Annotated in this window: 18 protein-coding genes; 14 read left to right on the plus strand and 4 right to left on the minus strand. The window is 63.1% G+C overall.

The features are described from left to right. The first annotated feature begins 147 nt into the window (after nt 1–147). The 13 genes from coxB to AC3EMP_RS13270 all read left to right on the plus strand — a co-directional run bounded on the left by coxB (nt 148) and on the right by AC3EMP_RS13270 (nt 10,084). Nucleotides 148–1,044 carry a cytochrome c oxidase subunit II gene (coxB, locus tag AC3EMP_RS13210; RefSeq protein WP_050485823.1) on the plus strand — a complete coding sequence of 299 codons (897 nt, stop codon included), beginning with the start codon at nt 148–150 and terminating at the stop codon, nt 1,042–1,044. Between the two features lie 38 nt (nt 1,045–1,082). Beyond that, nucleotides 1,083–2,735 carry a cytochrome c oxidase subunit I gene (gene ctaD, locus AC3EMP_RS13215; protein ID WP_023668420.1) on the plus strand — a complete coding sequence of 551 codons (1,653 nt, stop codon included), beginning with the start codon at nt 1,083–1,085 and terminating at the stop codon, nt 2,733–2,735. 71 nt (nt 2,736–2,806) lie between these two features. After that, nucleotides 2,807–3,751 carry a heme o synthase gene (locus AC3EMP_RS13220; protein ID WP_023827469.1) on the plus strand — a complete coding sequence of 315 codons (945 nt, stop codon included), beginning with the start codon at nt 2,807–2,809 and terminating at the stop codon, nt 3,749–3,751. Next, a complete protein-coding gene (locus tag AC3EMP_RS13225) occupies nt 3,748–3,903 on the plus strand; it encodes a hypothetical protein (protein ID WP_023668418.1) in 156 nt (51 codons plus the stop codon). The genes AC3EMP_RS13220 and AC3EMP_RS13225 overlap by 4 nt, the downstream gene beginning before the upstream one ends. A gap of 8 nt (nt 3,904–3,911) precedes the next feature. Then, nucleotides 3,912–4,538 (plus strand): cytochrome c oxidase assembly protein, encoded by a 627-nt coding sequence (locus tag AC3EMP_RS13230; RefSeq protein ID WP_023727487.1) that lies wholly within the window; start codon nt 3,912–3,914, stop codon nt 4,536–4,538. Nucleotide 4,539: 1 nt separating this feature from the next. Continuing rightward, entirely contained in the window at nt 4,540–5,421 is an 882-nt protein-coding gene (locus AC3EMP_RS13235) for a cytochrome c oxidase subunit 3 (RefSeq protein WP_023668416.1), read from the plus strand. Nucleotides 5,422–5,497: 76 nt separating this feature from the next. Further along, complete coding sequence (locus AC3EMP_RS13240; RefSeq protein ID WP_023727485.1) at nt 5,498–5,638, plus strand: hypothetical protein; 141 nt, start codon at nt 5,498–5,500, stop codon at nt 5,636–5,638. A 13-nt stretch (nt 5,639–5,651) separates the two neighbouring features. Next, on the plus strand, nt 5,652–6,038 hold the full coding sequence (locus AC3EMP_RS13245) for a DUF983 domain-containing protein (protein WP_023727484.1): 387 nt from the start codon (nt 5,652–5,654) through the stop codon (nt 6,036–6,038). Then, nucleotides 6,035–6,790 (plus strand): SURF1 family protein, encoded by a 756-nt coding sequence (locus AC3EMP_RS13250; protein WP_352711127.1) that lies wholly within the window; start codon nt 6,035–6,037, stop codon nt 6,788–6,790. The genes AC3EMP_RS13245 and AC3EMP_RS13250 overlap by 4 nt, the downstream gene beginning before the upstream one ends. 163 nt (nt 6,791–6,953) lie before the next feature. After that, the gene (ispH, locus tag AC3EMP_RS13255; RefSeq protein ID WP_023692071.1) at nt 6,954–7,964 is read left to right on the plus strand and encodes a 4-hydroxy-3-methylbut-2-enyl diphosphate reductase; all 1,011 of its coding nucleotides are present in this window, start codon (nt 6,954–6,956) and stop codon (nt 7,962–7,964) included. A gap of 7 nt (nt 7,965–7,971) precedes the next feature. Beyond that, nucleotides 7,972–8,934, plus strand: coding sequence for a homoserine kinase (locus AC3EMP_RS13260; protein WP_023727482.1), 963 nt, complete (start codon nt 7,972–7,974; stop codon nt 8,932–8,934). After that, nucleotides 8,931–9,470: a ribonuclease HI gene (rnhA, locus tag AC3EMP_RS13265; RefSeq protein WP_023727481.1), complete on the plus strand. Its 540-nt coding sequence runs from the start codon at nt 8,931–8,933 to the stop codon at nt 9,468–9,470. Before AC3EMP_RS13260 ends, rnhA begins: the two co-directional genes overlap by 4 nt. A 29-nt stretch (nt 9,471–9,499) precedes the next feature. Beyond that, entirely contained in the window at nt 9,500–10,084 is a 585-nt protein-coding gene (locus AC3EMP_RS13270; protein WP_023727480.1) for a histidine phosphatase family protein, read from the plus strand. 63 nt (nt 10,085–10,147) lie between these two features. Here AC3EMP_RS13270 and AC3EMP_RS13275 read toward each other — a convergent pair whose 3' ends face one another. The 3 genes from AC3EMP_RS13275 to AC3EMP_RS13285 form a co-directional block, all read right to left on the minus strand. Next, on the minus strand, nt 10,148–10,627 hold the full coding sequence (locus tag AC3EMP_RS13275) for a DUF2938 domain-containing protein (protein ID WP_352545015.1): 480 nt from the start codon (nt 10,625–10,627) through the stop codon (nt 10,148–10,150). A gap of 84 nt (nt 10,628–10,711) precedes the next feature. Beyond that, complete coding sequence (locus AC3EMP_RS13280; protein ID WP_023668407.1) at nt 10,712–11,194, minus strand: peroxiredoxin; 483 nt, start codon at nt 11,192–11,194, stop codon at nt 10,712–10,714. 111 nt (nt 11,195–11,305) lie between these two features. After that, nucleotides 11,306–12,112: a protein-disulfide reductase DsbD domain-containing protein gene (locus AC3EMP_RS13285; protein ID WP_352711131.1), complete on the minus strand. Its 807-nt coding sequence runs from the start codon at nt 12,110–12,112 to the stop codon at nt 11,306–11,308. 215 nt (nt 12,113–12,327) lie between these two features. Between AC3EMP_RS13285 and AC3EMP_RS13290 the strand changes: the two genes are divergently transcribed. Further along, nucleotides 12,328–12,936: a YqgE/AlgH family protein gene (locus tag AC3EMP_RS13290; RefSeq protein ID WP_023668405.1), complete on the plus strand. Its 609-nt coding sequence runs from the start codon at nt 12,328–12,330 to the stop codon at nt 12,934–12,936. 196 nt (nt 12,937–13,132) lie between these two features. Here AC3EMP_RS13290 and AC3EMP_RS13295 read toward each other — a convergent pair whose 3' ends face one another. Next, on the minus strand, nt 13,133–16,021 hold the full coding sequence (locus tag AC3EMP_RS13295) for an EAL domain-containing protein (RefSeq protein ID WP_031203549.1): 2,889 nt from the start codon (nt 16,019–16,021) through the stop codon (nt 13,133–13,135). Nucleotides 16,022–16,023: the final 2 nt, after the last annotated feature.

Here is a 16,023-nt window from a genome sequence, read left to right on the forward strand (position 1 = left end):
CTTGCGCGCAAAAATGCCGCACGGTTTCGCCCGCTCCTTTCTTGCGGAGGGAAATAGAGTATGGTTTGAACCACCCTTGGGACTGTCCGGGATTCCCATCCCGGCATTGTTCGATATTCTTGCGTCGCGATCGCGAGGAACCGGGAGATGAAGAGGGCGATGAGAAAATTCCCAGCAAGCGCCAAATTGATGGCAACGGCAGGCGCCGCCGCCGCATTTTTCGCCGGTGCCTCCGCCCATGCGGCCCAGCCGCAGCCGTGGGAGATGACATTTCAGCCGCCGGCGACAGACATGATGCGGCAGATCGAGTGGTTCGGGAACTACACGATGTGGTTCGTCGTCCCGATCACCGCTTTGGTTCTGGCGCTTCTCGCCTGGTGCATCTTCAGGTTCCGCGCCAGCAAAAACCCGGTTCCGTCCAAGACCAGCCACAACACGCTGATCGAGATCATCTGGACAGTCGGGCCGGTCGTCGTCCTGCTGTTCATCGCCATTCCCTCGTTCCAGCTGCTGACGGCGCAGTACACGCCGCCGGAAGAGGCCAAGCTGACCGTCAAGGTAACGGGCAATCAGTGGAACTGGGACTATGAGTACCAGACCGAGAACACGCTCTCCTTCAACTCGGCCATCCTGCAGGACGCCGACCGCGCCGCGATCGGCAAGGAAGACCGCAAGGTCTATCCGCGCCTGCTGGCGGTCGACAACGAGCTGGTCGTGCCGGTCAACACCATGACGCGCGTCCTGGTTACCGCAGCCGACGTGATCCATTCCTTTGCCGTTCCGGCCTTCGGCATCAAGATGGACGCGGTTCCCGGCCGCACCAACGAGACGTGGTTCAAGGCGGAAAAGGAAGGCATCTATTACGGCCAGTGCTCGCAGCTCTGCGGCAAGGACCATGCCTTCATGCCGATCGCCGTCCGCGTCGTATCCGATGCGCAGTACAAGACCTGGCTGGCAGCAGCCAAGACCGACCTCCCCGGCGCCAACAAGGCGCTGATGGCCGAGGTCGACGGTACCAACAAGGTAGCGGCCGCCGGCAATTGATGCCGCGGGTTAGCAAGAATTAGGGAACGGAGCCGACCATGGCAGAAGCTGCAGCTCACGACGACCACGACCACAAGCCCTATCATGGCTGGGTCCGGTGGGTGTACTCCACCAACCACAAGGACATCGGCACGCTCTACCTGATCTTCGCGATCTTCGCGGGCATCGTCGGCGGCGCGCTTTCGGTCGTCATCCGCATGGAGCTGCAGGAGCCGGGCATCCAGATCTTCACCGGTCTGGCGCAGATGGTCTATGGCATGAACGGCGATGCCGCCATCGACGGCGGCAAGAGCATGTACAACGCCTTCGGCACCGCGCACGCGCTGATCATGATCTTCTTCATGGTCATGCCGGCGCTGATCGGCGGCTTCGCCAACTGGATGGTGCCGATCATGATCGGCGCGCCTGACATGGCCTTCCCGCGCATGAACAACATCTCGTTCTGGCTGCTGCCGCCGGCCTTCCTGCTGCTCATCGCTTCGGCTTTCATGCCGAGCGCGCCCGGCGCCTATGGCGTTGGCGGCGGCTGGACGCTCTATCCGCCGCTGTCGACCTCCGGCCAGCCCGGGCCGGCCATGGATCTGGCGATCCTGTCGATCCACATTGCCGGCGCGTCCTCGATCCTCGGCGCCATCAACTTCATCACCACCATTTTCAACATGCGCGCGCCGGGCATGACGCTGCACAAAATGCCGCTATTTGCCTGGTCGGTTCTGATCACCGCCTTCCTGCTGCTCTTGTCGCTTCCGGTTCTGGCCGGTGGCATCACCATGCTGCTTACCGACCGCAATTTCGGCACCACCTTCTTCGCCCCGGATGGCGGCGGCGATCCGATCCTGTTCCAGCATCTGTTCTGGTTCTTTGGTCACCCCGAAGTGTACATCCTGATCCTGCCGGGCTTCGGCATCATCAGCCACATCGTCTCGACCTTCTCGAAGAAGCCGGTGTTCGGCTATCTCGGCATGGCCTACGCCATGGTCGCGATCGGCGCCGTCGGCTTCATCGTCTGGGCGCACCACATGTACACGACCGGCCTGTCGCTCGACACGCAGCGCTACTTCGTCTTCGCCACCATGGTCATCGCCGTGCCGACAGGCGTGAAGATCTTCTCCTGGATCGCGACGATGTGGGGCGGCTCGATCTCGTTCAAGACGCCGATGCTGTGGGCGCTGGGCTTCATCTTCCTGTTCACGGTCGGCGGCGTCACCGGCGTCCAGCTCGCCAACGCCGGCCTCGACCGCTCGCTGCATGACACCTATTTCGTCATTGCCCACTTCCACTATGTGCTGTCGCTGGGTGCGGTCTTCGCCATCTTCGCCGGCTGGTACTACTGGTTCCCCAAGATGACCGGCTACATGTACTCGCCGGTGATCGCCAACACCCACTTTTGGGTCACCTTCGTCGGCGTCAATTTGATCTTCTTCCCGCAGCATTTCCTCGGCCTGGCCGGCATGCCGCGCCGCACCATCGACTATCCCGACGCGTTCGCCGGCTGGAACATGGTGTCGTCCTACGGCTCCTATATATCGGCCGTCGGCGTGGTGATCTTCCTCTATGGCGTGTTCGAGGCCTTCCAGAAGAAGCGCGTCGCCGGCGCCAACCCGTGGGGCGAGGGTGCAACGACGCTCGAATGGCAGCTGCCTTCGCCGCCGCCTTTCCACCAGTGGGAACAGCTGCCGAAGATCAAGTAAGGCAGCCCGAATACGAAACCGCCGGCCCGCCGGCGGTTTTCGGCCAACGGAATGATTGGACTTATGTACGCATGGCCCTTGTCGACGACCCAATGATTGACGAAGCGGGCTTTCGCATGTCGGAAGCCACGTCGGGCGATTTCTTCGCCCTGCTGAAGCCGCGCGTCATGTCGCTGGTGGTGTTCACGGCCTTTGTCGGCATGGTCGCTGCGCCCGTGACCATCAACCCGCTGCTGGCGGTGATCGCCATCCTGGCCATTGCCATCGGCGCCGGCGCCTCGGGTGCGCTCAACATGTGGTACGACGCCGACATCGACGCGGTGATGAGCCGGACCGCCGGCCGCCCGGTACCGTCCGGCCGTATCCTGCCCGGCGAAGCCCTGAGCTTCGGCCTTGTGCTTTCGGTGCTGTCGGTGATGACGCTGGGCGTGCTGGTCAACTGGCTGTCGGCGGCGCTGCTTGCCTTCACCATCTTCTTCTACGCCGTCGTCTACACGATGTGGCTGAAGCGCTCGACGCCGCAGAATATCGTCATCGGCGGCGCCGCCGGCGCCATCCCGCCGGTCATCGGCTGGGCCGCGGTGACCGGAACGGTGAGCCTGGAAAGCCTCGTCCTGTTCCTGATCATCTTCCTGTGGACGCCGCCGCACTTCTGGGCGCTGGCGCTGTTCAAGTCCGACGACTACGCCAAGGCCGGCATCCCGATGATGCCGAACGTTGCCGGCCAGGCCTCGACCCGCCGGCAGATCTTTGCCTACGCCCTGATCCTGGCGCCGATCGGCGTGCTGCCCTGGGTGCTCGGTTTCGCCACCGCCTTCTATGGCGTCGCATCAGTGGCTCTCGGCGCCGGCTTCGTCTGGTATGCCTGGAAAGTGCTGTGCATGACCGATAGCGACCGCGTCATGAAGCCGGCCAAGGCTCTGTTCGCCTATTCGCTGCTCTACCTCTTCGCCATCTTCGCCATCTATCTTGCCGACTGTGTCGTCGGTCGCGCTTTGGCCATCGGTGGAGCATGACCATGATCGACAAGAAGCTTGAACTGGTCACGCTGACCGAAAGCCAGAAGAAGGCGCGGCGCAACCGTTCGGCGGCGATCGGCGTCGCGCTGGCGATTCTGGTCGTCATCTTCTACGTCGCGACCATCGTGAAATTCGGCCATACCGGATGAGGCCGATGATGACCCGCCAGACCGTGACCGATCCCAGGAAGAAGAACACCAACCGCGTCGTCGCCGCCGTCTGCGTCGCCTTTTTCGGCGGCATGATCGGGATGGCCTACGCCGCGGTGCCGCTCTACAAGATGTTCTGCCAGGCCACCGGCTATGGCGGCACGACGCAGCGCGCCGAAAAGCAATATGCCGGCCGCATCCTCGACCGCGACATCACCGTGCGCTTCGACGCCAACACCAACGGCATTCCCTGGCAGTTCCAGCCGGTCGCCCGCTCGGTCACCATCAAGATCGGCGAGACCACGCAGGCGCATTACAGCGCCACCAACAAGTTCGACCGCGCCGTTACCGGCCGCGCCACCTTCAACGTGCAGCCGGAACTGGCGGGCCCCTACTTCAACAAGGTCGAGTGTTTCTGCTTCACCGACACGACGCTGAAGCCCGGCGAGACGCTGGACATGCCGGTCGTGTTCTATGTGGATCCCGATATCGTCAACGTGCCGGAACTGAAGGACTTGAAGACGATCACCCTGTCCTACACCATGTTCCCGGTCCAAAAGAACAAGCCGGTGGCGTCATCGACGCCGAACAGCAGCAGCAAAGTTTCAGATACCGAAGCAAATCTCGGGGGTTGATATGGCAGACGCGCACGCAAAACCACAACACGACTACCATCTCGTCAACCCGAGCCCGTGGCCCTTCCTGGGGTCGATCGGCGCGCTGGTGACTGCAGTCGGCGGCGTCGCCCTGATGCAGTATCTCAAGAACGGCGATTTTCCAATTTTCGGCCACAACATCGCCAATCCGTGGCTGTTCTTCATCGGCCTGGTCATCGTCCTCTACACGATGTTTGCCTGGTGGTCGGACACCATCAAGGAAGCGCATGAGGGCCACCATACGCGCGTCGTGTCGCTGCATCTGCGCTACGGCATGATCATGTTCATCGCTTCGGAAGTGATGTTCTTCGTTGCCTGGTTCTGGGCCTATTTCGATGCCAGCCTGTTTCCGAGCGAAGTGCAGAATTACGCCCGCACCGCTTTCACTGGCGGCGTCTGGCCGCCGAAGGGTCTCGAAGTCCTCGATCCGTTCCATCTGCCGCTCTACAACACCATCATCCTGCTTCTGTCGGGCACCACGGTGACATGGGCGCACCATTCGCTCATCCATGGCGACCGCAAGGGCCTGATCAACGGCCTGGTGCTGACCGTCGGCCTCGGCATGCTGTTCACCATGGTGCAGGCCTACGAGTACATGCACGCTCCGTTCGGCTTCAAGGATTCCATCTACGGCGCCACCTTCTTCATGGCGACCGGCTTCCATGGCTTCCACGTCATCATCGGCACCATCTTCCTGCTGGTCTGCCTGATCCGCGCCTGGAAAGGCGACTTCACGCCCAAGCAGCATTTCGGCTTCGAGGCGGCTGCCTGGTACTGGCACTTCGTCGACGTGGTCTGGCTGTTCCTGTTCGCATCGATCTACGTCTGGGGATCGGTCGGCGCGGTGATCGAAGGCCACTGACGGCTTTCACCGAACCGACAAATCAGAAGGGCGGTCGCGGCAACGCGGTCGCCTTTCTTCTTTTCGGCGCCCATCAATGGCCAACGGATTCGGCTGGTCGGGCTGGCTGCTTCAATTGGTCGACTGGGCCGATGGCTGCATTGGGGTTACCGACTGCGACATGGACGAAATCTGGACTATGGTGCCGGATGGAACGCTGATCGAAATCGAGCCATAAAGCATGACTATCCATGAGTGAAGACAGGGCGATCTGGCCACCCATCGAGCCGATCTCGGCCGGCCTGCACGGACGCTGCCCGCGCTGCGGCGAAGGACGGCTGTTTTCCGGCTTCCTCGCCGTCGGCAAGCGCTGCAACAATTGCGGCCTCGACTATTCCTACGCCGATGCCGGCGACGGCCCGGCGGTGTTCGTCATCCTGATCATCGGCTTCATCGTCGTTGGGCTGGCGCTGTGGGTGGAGGTGAAGCTGAGCCCGCCGCTGTGGCTGCATTTCATCATCTGGATACCGCTGGCCGTGGCGCTGTGCCTGACGGCGCTGAGGCTGATCAAGGGGGTGCTGCTGACGCTTCAATACGCCAACAAGGCGGCCGAAGGCCGCCTGGACCAGGGGCAATGAACGAGGCACTGACCAAGCCCGCCGGCCGCTCGCGGCCGAAGACGGCATTGCTGCTCGGCCTCGGCCTGGTGGTGTTCGTCATCCTGCTCGGGCTTGGCACATGGCAGGTGCAGCGCCTGTACTGGAAGGAAGCCCTTCTGCAGACCATCGACCAGCGCACCCATTCAGCGCCGCAGCCGCTGGCGGACGTCGAGAAGGAATTCGCCGCAACCGGTGATGTCGACTACACGCCGGTCACCGTCAGCGGGACGTTCCTGCACTCCGGCGAGCGGCATTTCTACGCCACCTGGGACGGCGACGCCGGCTTCAACGTCTACACCCCGCTGGCCCTCGACGATGGCCGCTATATCCTGATCAACCGCGGCTTCGTTCCCTATGATCTCAAGGATGCCGCCAAGCGGCCGCAAGGGCAGGTGACCGGCAAGGTCACGGTCACCGGCCTGGCGCGCAACCCGCTGCCGGGCAAGCCGTCGATGATGCTGCCCGACAATGACGTGGCCAAGAACATCTTCTACTGGAAGGAACGTGATGTCATGGCGGCGAGTGCCGGCCTGCCGGCCGGCGCCGTGCTGGTGCCGATCTTCATCGACGCCGACAAGACGCCGAACCCGGGCGGGCTGCCGGTCGGCGGCGTCACCATCATCGACCTGCCGAACTCTCATCTGCAATATGCCTTCATCTGGTATGGCCTGGCGGCGGCTCTTGCCGCGGTTCTGATCATCAGGCTGCGCCGCCCGGCAAAGACTGAATGATCCAGAGCATCATCCCGAAAAGTGGGAACCGGTTTTCGGACAAGATCATGCTCCAACAAAGAGTTAGATCAGGTTGACCATTCAACCTGATCTCAACTGCCCTTGACAGGGCAGGGGTGCACACCTCATTTCGCGTCACGATACGATCAACCGATCTGGAATCATGCTGCAGACCGCCACAAAACCACCGCTGACGATCCGGCTCTGCCAGCCGCGCGGCTTTTGCGCCGGTGTCGACCGCGCGATCCAGATCGTCGTGCTGGCGTTGAAGAAATACGGCGCGCCGGTCTATGTCCGCCACGAGATCGTGCACAACCGCTATGTCGTCGAGGGCCTGCAAAGCCTTGGCGCGGTTTTCATCGAGGAACTCTCGGAAATCCCGGCCGAGCACCGCAAGTCGCCGGTTGTCTTCTCGGCCCACGGCGTGCCGAAATCGGTGCCGGCCGACGCCAAGGCACGCGAGCTCTTCTATCTCGACGCCACCTGCCCGCTGGTGTCCAAGGTGCACAAGCAGGCGATGCGCCATCAGCGGCTCGGCCGCCATGTGCTTCTGATCGGCCATGCCGGCCATCCCGAAGTGATCGGCACCATGGGCCAACTGGCTGAAGGCGCCGTCACGCTGATCGAGACCGAAGCCGACGCTGGGACCTTTGCCCCCGCCGACCCGGAAGCGCTCGGCTTCGTAAGCCAGACAACGTTGTCGGTCGAAGACACTGCCGGCATATTGCGGGTGCTGCAGGAGCGCTTCCCGCAACTGCATGCACCGGCCGCCGAATCGATCTGCTACGCCACCACCAACCGCCAGGAAGCGGTCAAGGAAACCGCCGCCGGCGCCGATCTCTATCTGATCGTCGGTGCGCCCAATTCCTCCAATTCGCGCCGTCTTGTCGAAGTGGCGGAGCGCGCCGGCGCCACCATGTCGCTTCTCGTACAGCGCGCCGCCGAAATTCCGTGGAATGACATCACAAATATCTCGACGCTCGGCCTGTCTGCCGGCGCGTCGGCGCCGGAGATCATCGTCGACGAGATCATCGACGCCTTCCGCCAGCGCTTCGAGGTGAACATCGACCTGGCGATCACGGCCACCGAAACGGAGGATTTTCCAGTCATGCGGGTTCTGCGCGATGTAGAACTGACGCGGGCCGACATGGCCTTCGTCAACGGAGCCGCGTGAACAGGCCATGGCGGTCTACACCGACGTCAATGAGGGCGAACTCGGCGCGTTCCTGAGGGCATATCCAGTCGGCGAACTCTTGTCCTACAAGGGTATCGCCGAAGGCACGGAGAATTCGAATTTCCTGCTGCACACCTCAAGCGGCTCTTACATACTGACGCTCTACGAGAAGCGCGTCGACAAGGCCGACCTGCCGTTCTTCCTCGGCCTGATGGGCCATCTCGCCCGCAAAGGCATTTCCTGTCCGCTGCCGGTGACCGCGCATGACGGCACCGTCATCGGCACGCTGGCCGGCCGGCCCGCGGTCATCATCACCTTCCTCGAAGGCCTGTCGCTGCGGCGGCCGACAGCGGCGCATTGCGCGGAGGTCGGCAAGTCCCTCGCCGCACTGCATTTGGCCGGGCAGGATTTTGCGATGACGCGTGACAACGCACTGGCCATCGAGGGCTGGCGCAAACTCTGGAATGCCTCGCGCGACCGAGCCGACGAGGTCGAGCCGGGACTGGCGGCCGAGGTCGACGCGGATTTCGCGGATTTCGAACGCCATTGGCCGCAGGGCCTGCCGGCAGGCATCATCCATGCCGATCTGTTTCCCGACAATGTCTTCTTCCTCGGCGAGAAACTGTCCGGCCTCATCGACTTCTATTTCGCCTGCCACGACCTCTACGCCTATGACGTCGCCACCTGTCTCAACGCCTGGTGTTTCGAGAAGGATTTCTCCTTCAACCTGACCAAAGGCACGGCGCTGCTGGCCGGCTATCAGAGCGTGCGGCCTTTGAGCGATGGCGAGAAAGCAGCGCTGCCGATGCTTTCGCGCGGCTCGGCGCTGCGCTTTATGCTGACTCGGCTCTATGACTGGCTGACCGTTCCCGAGGGCGGGCTGGTCATGAAGCGCGATCCGACCGAATATATCCGCCGCATGCGCTTCCACCGCGCGATCAAGTCGCCTTCGGAATACGGACTGACATGACCAAGCAGGTTGAAATCTTCACCGACGGTGCCTGCTCGGGCAATCCCGGTCCCGGCGGCTGGGGCGCCATCCTGCGCTTCAACGGCAAGACCAGGGAATTGTCGGGCGGCGAGGCCGAGACGACCAATAACCGCATGGAGCTGCTGGCCGCCATCTCGGCGCTGAATGCGCTGAAGGAGCCGTGCGCCGTCGAGCTTCACACCGACAGCAAATATGTCATGGACGGTATCTCCAAATGGATCCACGGCTGGAAGAAAAACGGCTGGAAGACCGCTGACAAGAAGCCGGTCAAGAACGGTGAACTGTGGCAGGCGCTGGATGAGGCCAATCGGCGCCACAAGGTGACCTGGAACTGGGTCAAGGGCCATGCCGGCCACACCGAGAACGAACGCGCCGACGAACTCGCAAGGGAAGGCATGGCGCCGTTCAAGAGGGGCTCAGCCAAACCTGCGGCGCCGAAAGCGGCGCTGAAGCCGGCGGCATCCGAGAAGCAGCCTGCGGCGCCACGGGCACGGCGCTCGACCCAGAGCTATTGAGCTCAAGCTACCGGCAGGAGACCTCACTCATGCCGATCGTATACTACATCGCCCATCCCCAGGTTCAGATCGATGCCAACGTTCCCGTGCCGCACTGGGGGCTGTCCGAGATCGGACGGGCTCGAGCATCAGCCATGCTCGAGCAGCCATGGGTCGGGTCGATCCGGCGGGTCGTCTCGTCGGCCGAACGCAAGGCGATCGAAACCGCCGAGATCCTTGGCAAACACCTCGGCCTCGCGGTCGAGGTGCGGGAGCGCATGCACGAGAACGATCGGTCGGCAACCGGCTTCCTGCCGCCGCCGGAGTTCGAGGCGGTCGCCGACCAGTTCTTCGCCAACCCGCACAAAAGCATCCGCGGCTGGGAGCGGGCCATCGATGCCCAACAACGCATTGTCAGCGAGGTCGAAACGGTGCTGGGTGCTGCGGATGGCGGCGACATTGCCTTCGTCGGCCATGGCGGCGTAGGAACGCTCTTGCTGCTCTCGCTCAGCGGCCGCGCAATCAGCCGCGAGGCGGATCAGCCGGCCGGCGGTGGTAATTACTTCGCCTATGATGTCGGCACGCGCCGCGTCGTCCACGGCTGGCGGCCGATAGCTAGTCTGGCGCCGCGCTAAAGCGGATGTCAGGAGATCATCGATACCGTTGCCGCGATGAAGCCGCGCGAATAGAACCTGTCCTCAGCGGATCAGCAGGGCCGTGCCGTAGAGGCCGAGCGCGAACACCGTGTGCGAGATCACGTTGAAGGCGCGGATCTGCATCGCGTTGGGGCGCTTTGAGGCAGCCCAGCCGGCGCCCATGCCCGGCGCTAGCAGGAACCAGCCGGCGCTGATGGTGACCATGCCGAGGATGAAGGCCGGCAGAAAGGTCGGTGCGTCCAGCCATGCCGTGCCCACCAGCGCCACCAGGATGAAGCCGTAGACGATGCCGGTGACATAGTGGAAAGCCCAGCCCAGCGCCTGCTCATGCGCATAGGGTGCTGCTTGGGCGATATCGTCGTGGAAAACCTTGCCTTCCCTAAGGTGCCAGACCCAGCGGCCGGGCGGCCCCCAGTTCGGTCGCGGCTGACTGAGCGCCAGATGCAGGAACAGCGCCCAAAGATCCATCAGCACGGTGGCGCCGATGCCGATCGCAATGCTGCGCCAGATGATGTCAAACATCGTCGATGTCCCCCAAAGCAGGCAATCCGGCCGGAAGCGCGTGGTCGTCAGGCCATGGCGCTCATGAGCCGAGGCGGCCGCGGTTTAGAGCTGGCTCAGAATGTGAGCGGCACCCGACGTGTCGACTCCTGGCTTGGTCTCGACATTGAGCGCCGTGACCTTGCCGTTGTCGACGATCATCGAGAAGCGCTTCGAGCGCAATCCCATGCCGCCGCTGGAATAGTCGGAGTCGAGGCCGATCGACTTGGCGAAGTCGCCATTGCCGTCGGCGAGATAGAGGATCTTGCCTTGACCGCCGGTGAAATTCGCCCAGGCGCCCATGACATGGACATCGTTGACGGACACGACGGCGATGGTGTCGACGCCGCGGGCCAGGATGGCATCGTGGTTCTCGAGATAGCCCGGCAGATGATTGTTGCTGCAGGTCGGCGTGAAGGCGCCTGGAACGCCGAACAGCACGACCTTCTTGCCCGCGAAAATCTCGGCCGAGGTGATCACCTTGGCGCCGTCGGCGGTCATTTCCTTGAAGGTCGCATCGGGCAGTTTGTCGCCAACGGCAATCGTCATGATGGTCCTCGTGTGAAAAGCAGGGAAGGTTTCTTGCGATAGCGAAATCGGGCATCTCCCGCAACCGCCGACAAGGCCTGGATCAAGGGAAAGCCCTGATCGGGTTCGGTATCAGGGGAACGGCAGAACGCCCTCGACCGCGCCTTCGGCACTTGTCAGGGTGTAATACAACCCGCCATCGGTCGGTGTCGTCGACGGCCGGTCGAGGATCGGAATGGTAAATACCAGCCGGCCGTCCTTTTCGCTGCGTGCAGGCGCCCCGAACATATAATCGCGTCCCCCGGCGACGAATAAATCCGCCGCCTCCGGATCTCCGGGAAAAGTCGCCTCGACGATCAGCGTCTCATGGTCGCCCGGCAGCACCTTGATCCCGAAATCGGGCTTGGCAGGCGCGGGCAAGGTGGCGAGTGCAGCCTTCACCAGCGCCGCATCCTCGGCATTGTCGGGATCGGCGGCGGGATCGACGCTCAGCCGCGTCTGCACCGGAATACAGATCGTCTCGCAGATGCCAAGAAAGATGTCGGCATCGATGACGGCCGCATCCCCAGGCGACGACAAAGTGAATGTCACCGGCAGCGAGACCGGATGGCTGTAGCCGGCCCATTTGCCGTAGCCGTCGTCATGGCGCTGCGGCGGCGGGAAGGAAAACGCCGCATCGGTGATGTTGGTGCTGGCCGAAACGTCGATCTGCGGCGGCACGCCGGCGTCGCCCGGATCGCGCCAATAAGTCTTCCAGCCGGGCTTGAGCGCGATGTCGAGCACGCCCTGTATGCGACCGGCCTCGTCGGCCTTGCCTGTTGTCACCAGCCGCACCTTGCCGCCTTCGCTGTTGTACCAGTCGGAAGACGAGGCGGCGGCGGGAAGGGCTGCTCCGCATCCGATGGCGGCGCCGAGCAGCAGGATTTTCAAGCTTTGCATGGCGTTGATTTGATCGTCAGTTCATGGCCGCGCAATGTTTTCATGGCGCTCTGCGTATCATATTTGCGTGACCTTCGGGCAAGGAACAGTTGGGTTCAAGCAATCGGCCGAGCGAAGTTCGCACTCAAGATCCAGTTGTTCCAACCATTGGGCTTTGGCCGAATCCCACGCGGCGCATCTTTTCGGCGTACCGGAAACGCGTTACGCTCCCGTCCATGGACTTGTTGCGCCACAAAAAGACGGCCGGTGGACGCGGCTTTCTTGACGACCAGTTTCTGATTGCCATGCCCGGCATGAAGGACGATCGCTTCACGCGCTCGGTCATCTACATCTGTGCGCACAGCGATGAAGGCGCCATGGGCCTGATCATCAACCAGACGCAACAGATGCTGTTTCCCGATCTTCTGGTGCAGCTCGGCATCATGAACGAGCAGGAGGCGATCAGGCTGCCGGCGCAGGCTCGCGACTTCGTCGTGCGCAATGGCGGCCCCGTCGACCGTAGCCGCGGCTTCGTCCTGCACTCGGGCGACTACCGGGTGGAATCCTCGCTCACCGTCTCCGACGATATCTGCCTGACCGCGACGGTCGACATATTGCGCGCCATCTCGTCCGGCCGCGGCCCGCGGCGCGCATTGATGGCGCTCGGCTATTCCGGCTGGGGCGCCGGCCAGCTGGAAACCGAGATCGCCGAGAATGGCTGGCTGACCTGTCCGGCCACGCCGGAGCTGCTGTTCGACGCCGACATCGAGCGGAAGTACGACCGCATCCTGGCATCGATCGGGATTGATCTGGCGCATTTGAGCCTGGCCGCGGGGCACGCCTGAAGCCTCGCCTTCGCCGACGTTCCGCCGAACCTTCGCGACTAGCCGAAGCCGCCCGCCACTTTCGTCATCCTAGGGTCTGCGCCGCGTCGCTGCGCTCCTTGCTTCGCCCTAGGATGACGAAGGCGCGGTCGCTTCAGCTAATTTTCGGGGTTCATTCCAATGTAACCACGCGCCTGCACGACGCATGCCTCACCCATCACGCCTGCGTCATCGGGTACTGCTCTTTCAACGCCTTCAGCACCTGGTCGCCTGGCATCGGCGCGCCGAACATGAAGCTTTGCACATATTCGCAGCCCATCTGGCGCAATTCCAGCGCATCGCTTTCGTCGGAAATGCCCTCGGCCACCACCGACAGGCCGAGTTCATGCGCCATGTTGACCATGGATTTGAGCAGCACCGCCCGCTTCGGCGTCGCGTCGTCGACGAAGCTCTTGTCGATCTTGATGGTGTCGAAGGGGAAGCGGGTCAGATAGGCGAGCGAGGAATAGCCGGTGCCGAAATCGTCCAGCGACAGGCCGATGCCGAGCTGCTTGAGCTTGGTCAGCACATGCGAGGTTTGCTCTGGATTGTCCATGACCAGCGATTCGGTAAGTTCGAGCCGGAAGCAGCGCGGCTTCAGATTGGCGCGGGCGATGACCGAGCGGACATCGCTGACCAGGTCGCGGCGGATCAGCTGGCGGCTGGACAGATTGACCGACACCGACAGCGGCGTGTCGCCGATCTGCTTTTGCCAACCGGCGAGGTCTTCGGCCGCCTGCTGCATGGCAAACAGCCCAAGCTGCACGATCAGGCCACAGCTTTCGGCGACCGGGATGAAATCGCCCGGCGGGATCATGCCGCGGCGCGGATGGTCCCACCTCAGCAGCGCCTCGAAGCCGGCAATGCTGCCGTCCTCCAGCCGTACGATCGGCTGGTAGGCAAGGGTGAACTCACGCCGCTCGATGGCGCGGCGCAGATCGGATTCGAATTGCAGCCGGTCGGTGCCGACGGTGCGGAAGGCCGGCCGGAACGGCTCGATCCTGTCACCGCCGAAGCGCTTGGCCTGGTGCATGGCAAGCTCGGCGTCCTTGACCATGTCTTCTGCCGAAGTCTGCGCCGAGGTCCAGGTGATCAGGCCGATCGAGGCAGTCAGCACGATCTCGCGCTTGGCGAAGGTGATCGGGTTGTTGATGGCGTGCTTGATGGCGTCTGCCACCGCCGCGATGCGGGAGGGTTCCTGTTCGGAGAGCAGCATCAGGGCGAACTGGTCACCGGCAAAGCGCGACAGCGAATCCTTCGGTTTCAACAGCCGGTGCAAACGGCGCGCAATGGTGAGCAGGATGGTGTCGCCGGCCGAGATGCCAAGCCCGTCATTGACCTGCTTGAAACGGTCGATGTCGATGACGAAGACGGTCGGGCGCACCTTCTCTTCGGTGCGCGCGATCGAGATGATGGCTTCCAGCCGGTTCATCAGAAGTTCGCGGTTGGGCAGGCCGGTCAGATTGTCGTGAACGGCATCGTGCAGCAGCCTTTCCTCGGACTTTTTCTGCTCGGTGACGTCGACCATGGTGCCGACGCAGCGAATCACTTCGCCGTCCGAGCCGATCACCGGCCGCGCCCGAAGCAAAAACCAGTGGTAGTGCCCGTCGGCGCCGCGCAGGCGGAAATTCTGCGAGACCCGGCCGCGCCGATGTTCGAGCACCACGTCGAGGGTGGTGCGGAACGTGTCGCGGTCGTCGGCATGCAGCACCGGCAGCCAGTTGCGGGCCGCACCCCCCAGGCTGTTGGGCGCCAGGCCAAGCTGGATGCTGACGTCGGGCTTGGTGACGACGCGGTCGCGCAGCACGTCCCAGTCCCACACCGTGTCGCCGGAGCCGGCCACGGCCAGCGCCTGGCGCTCGAGATCGGAGAACAGGCCCTGATGCAGCGCGCCGCCGGCAAAGGCATGCTGCATGACGGTGAAGCCGATCAAAAGGATGATCAGGATCAGCCCGCCGCCCAATGCCGGCTGGGCGATGTCGTTGTCGAGCATGCCGGTGATCGCCATCCACGACCCGCACAGCCATAGCAGCACCATCACCCAACTGGGCACCAGCATGATCGCACGGTCGTAACCACGAAGACCCAGCAGGATGATCAGGCCGAGCCCGGTCAGCGCGGTGGCGGCGAAGGACAGCCGGGCAATACCGGCGGCGACGGCCGGATCGATGATGGCCACACCCGCAATCAGCACCAGGCCGAGGATCCAGACCAGCGCGCCATAGCTGAAATGGCCGTGCCACCGGTTGAGGTTGAGATAGGCGAACAGGAACACCACGAAGGTCGCCGCAAGCGCCACCTCCGTTCCCGCCCGCCACATCTGCTCGTTGCCGGGCGATATCTCTATGATCTTGTTTAGAAAGCCGAAATCGACGCAGATATAGGCAAGTACCGCCCACGCAAGTGCGGCTGTCGCCGGAAACATCGAGGTTCCCTTGACGACGAAAAGGATGGTCAGGAAGAGCGCCAGCAGCCCGGCGATACCGATGACGATGCCGCGGAACAGCGTATAGGAATTGACCGAGTCCTTGTAGGCTTCCGGCTCCCATAGATAGACCTGCGGCAGCTTCGGCGAGGCGAGTTCGGCGATGAAGGTGATCACCGTTCCCGGGTTCAGCGTCACCCGGAACACGTCGGCGTCGGAGCTTGACTGGCGGTCGAGCGCAAAGCCCTCGCTGGGTGTGATCGCGGCGATGCGGGTGGCGCCAAGATCGGGCCAGAAGATGCCGGAGTTCACCAACCGGAAATGCGGCGCCACGATCAGCCGGTCGAGCTGCTGGTCGGTGGTGTTGGCGAGCGCAAACACCGCCCAGTCACCGCTCGATCGCGCGTCATTGGCCTCGACCTCGATGCGCCGCACGATGCCGTCGGGGCCGGGCGCGGTCGACACCTGGAAGTTTTCGCCCTGGTTGCGGTAGATCTCGACGGCGCGCGACAGGTCGAGCGCTACGTCGTCGCGGGCAATCTTGATCGGTTCGACGGCGAAGGCCGGGAGCGCCGCGCAAAGCGTGACGACAGCCGCCAGAACAAAGGCCAACAGCGACCCGTTTCGCAGGAAATTCGTCAAAA

Source organism: Mesorhizobium sp. P160219 (assembly GCF_057786095.1).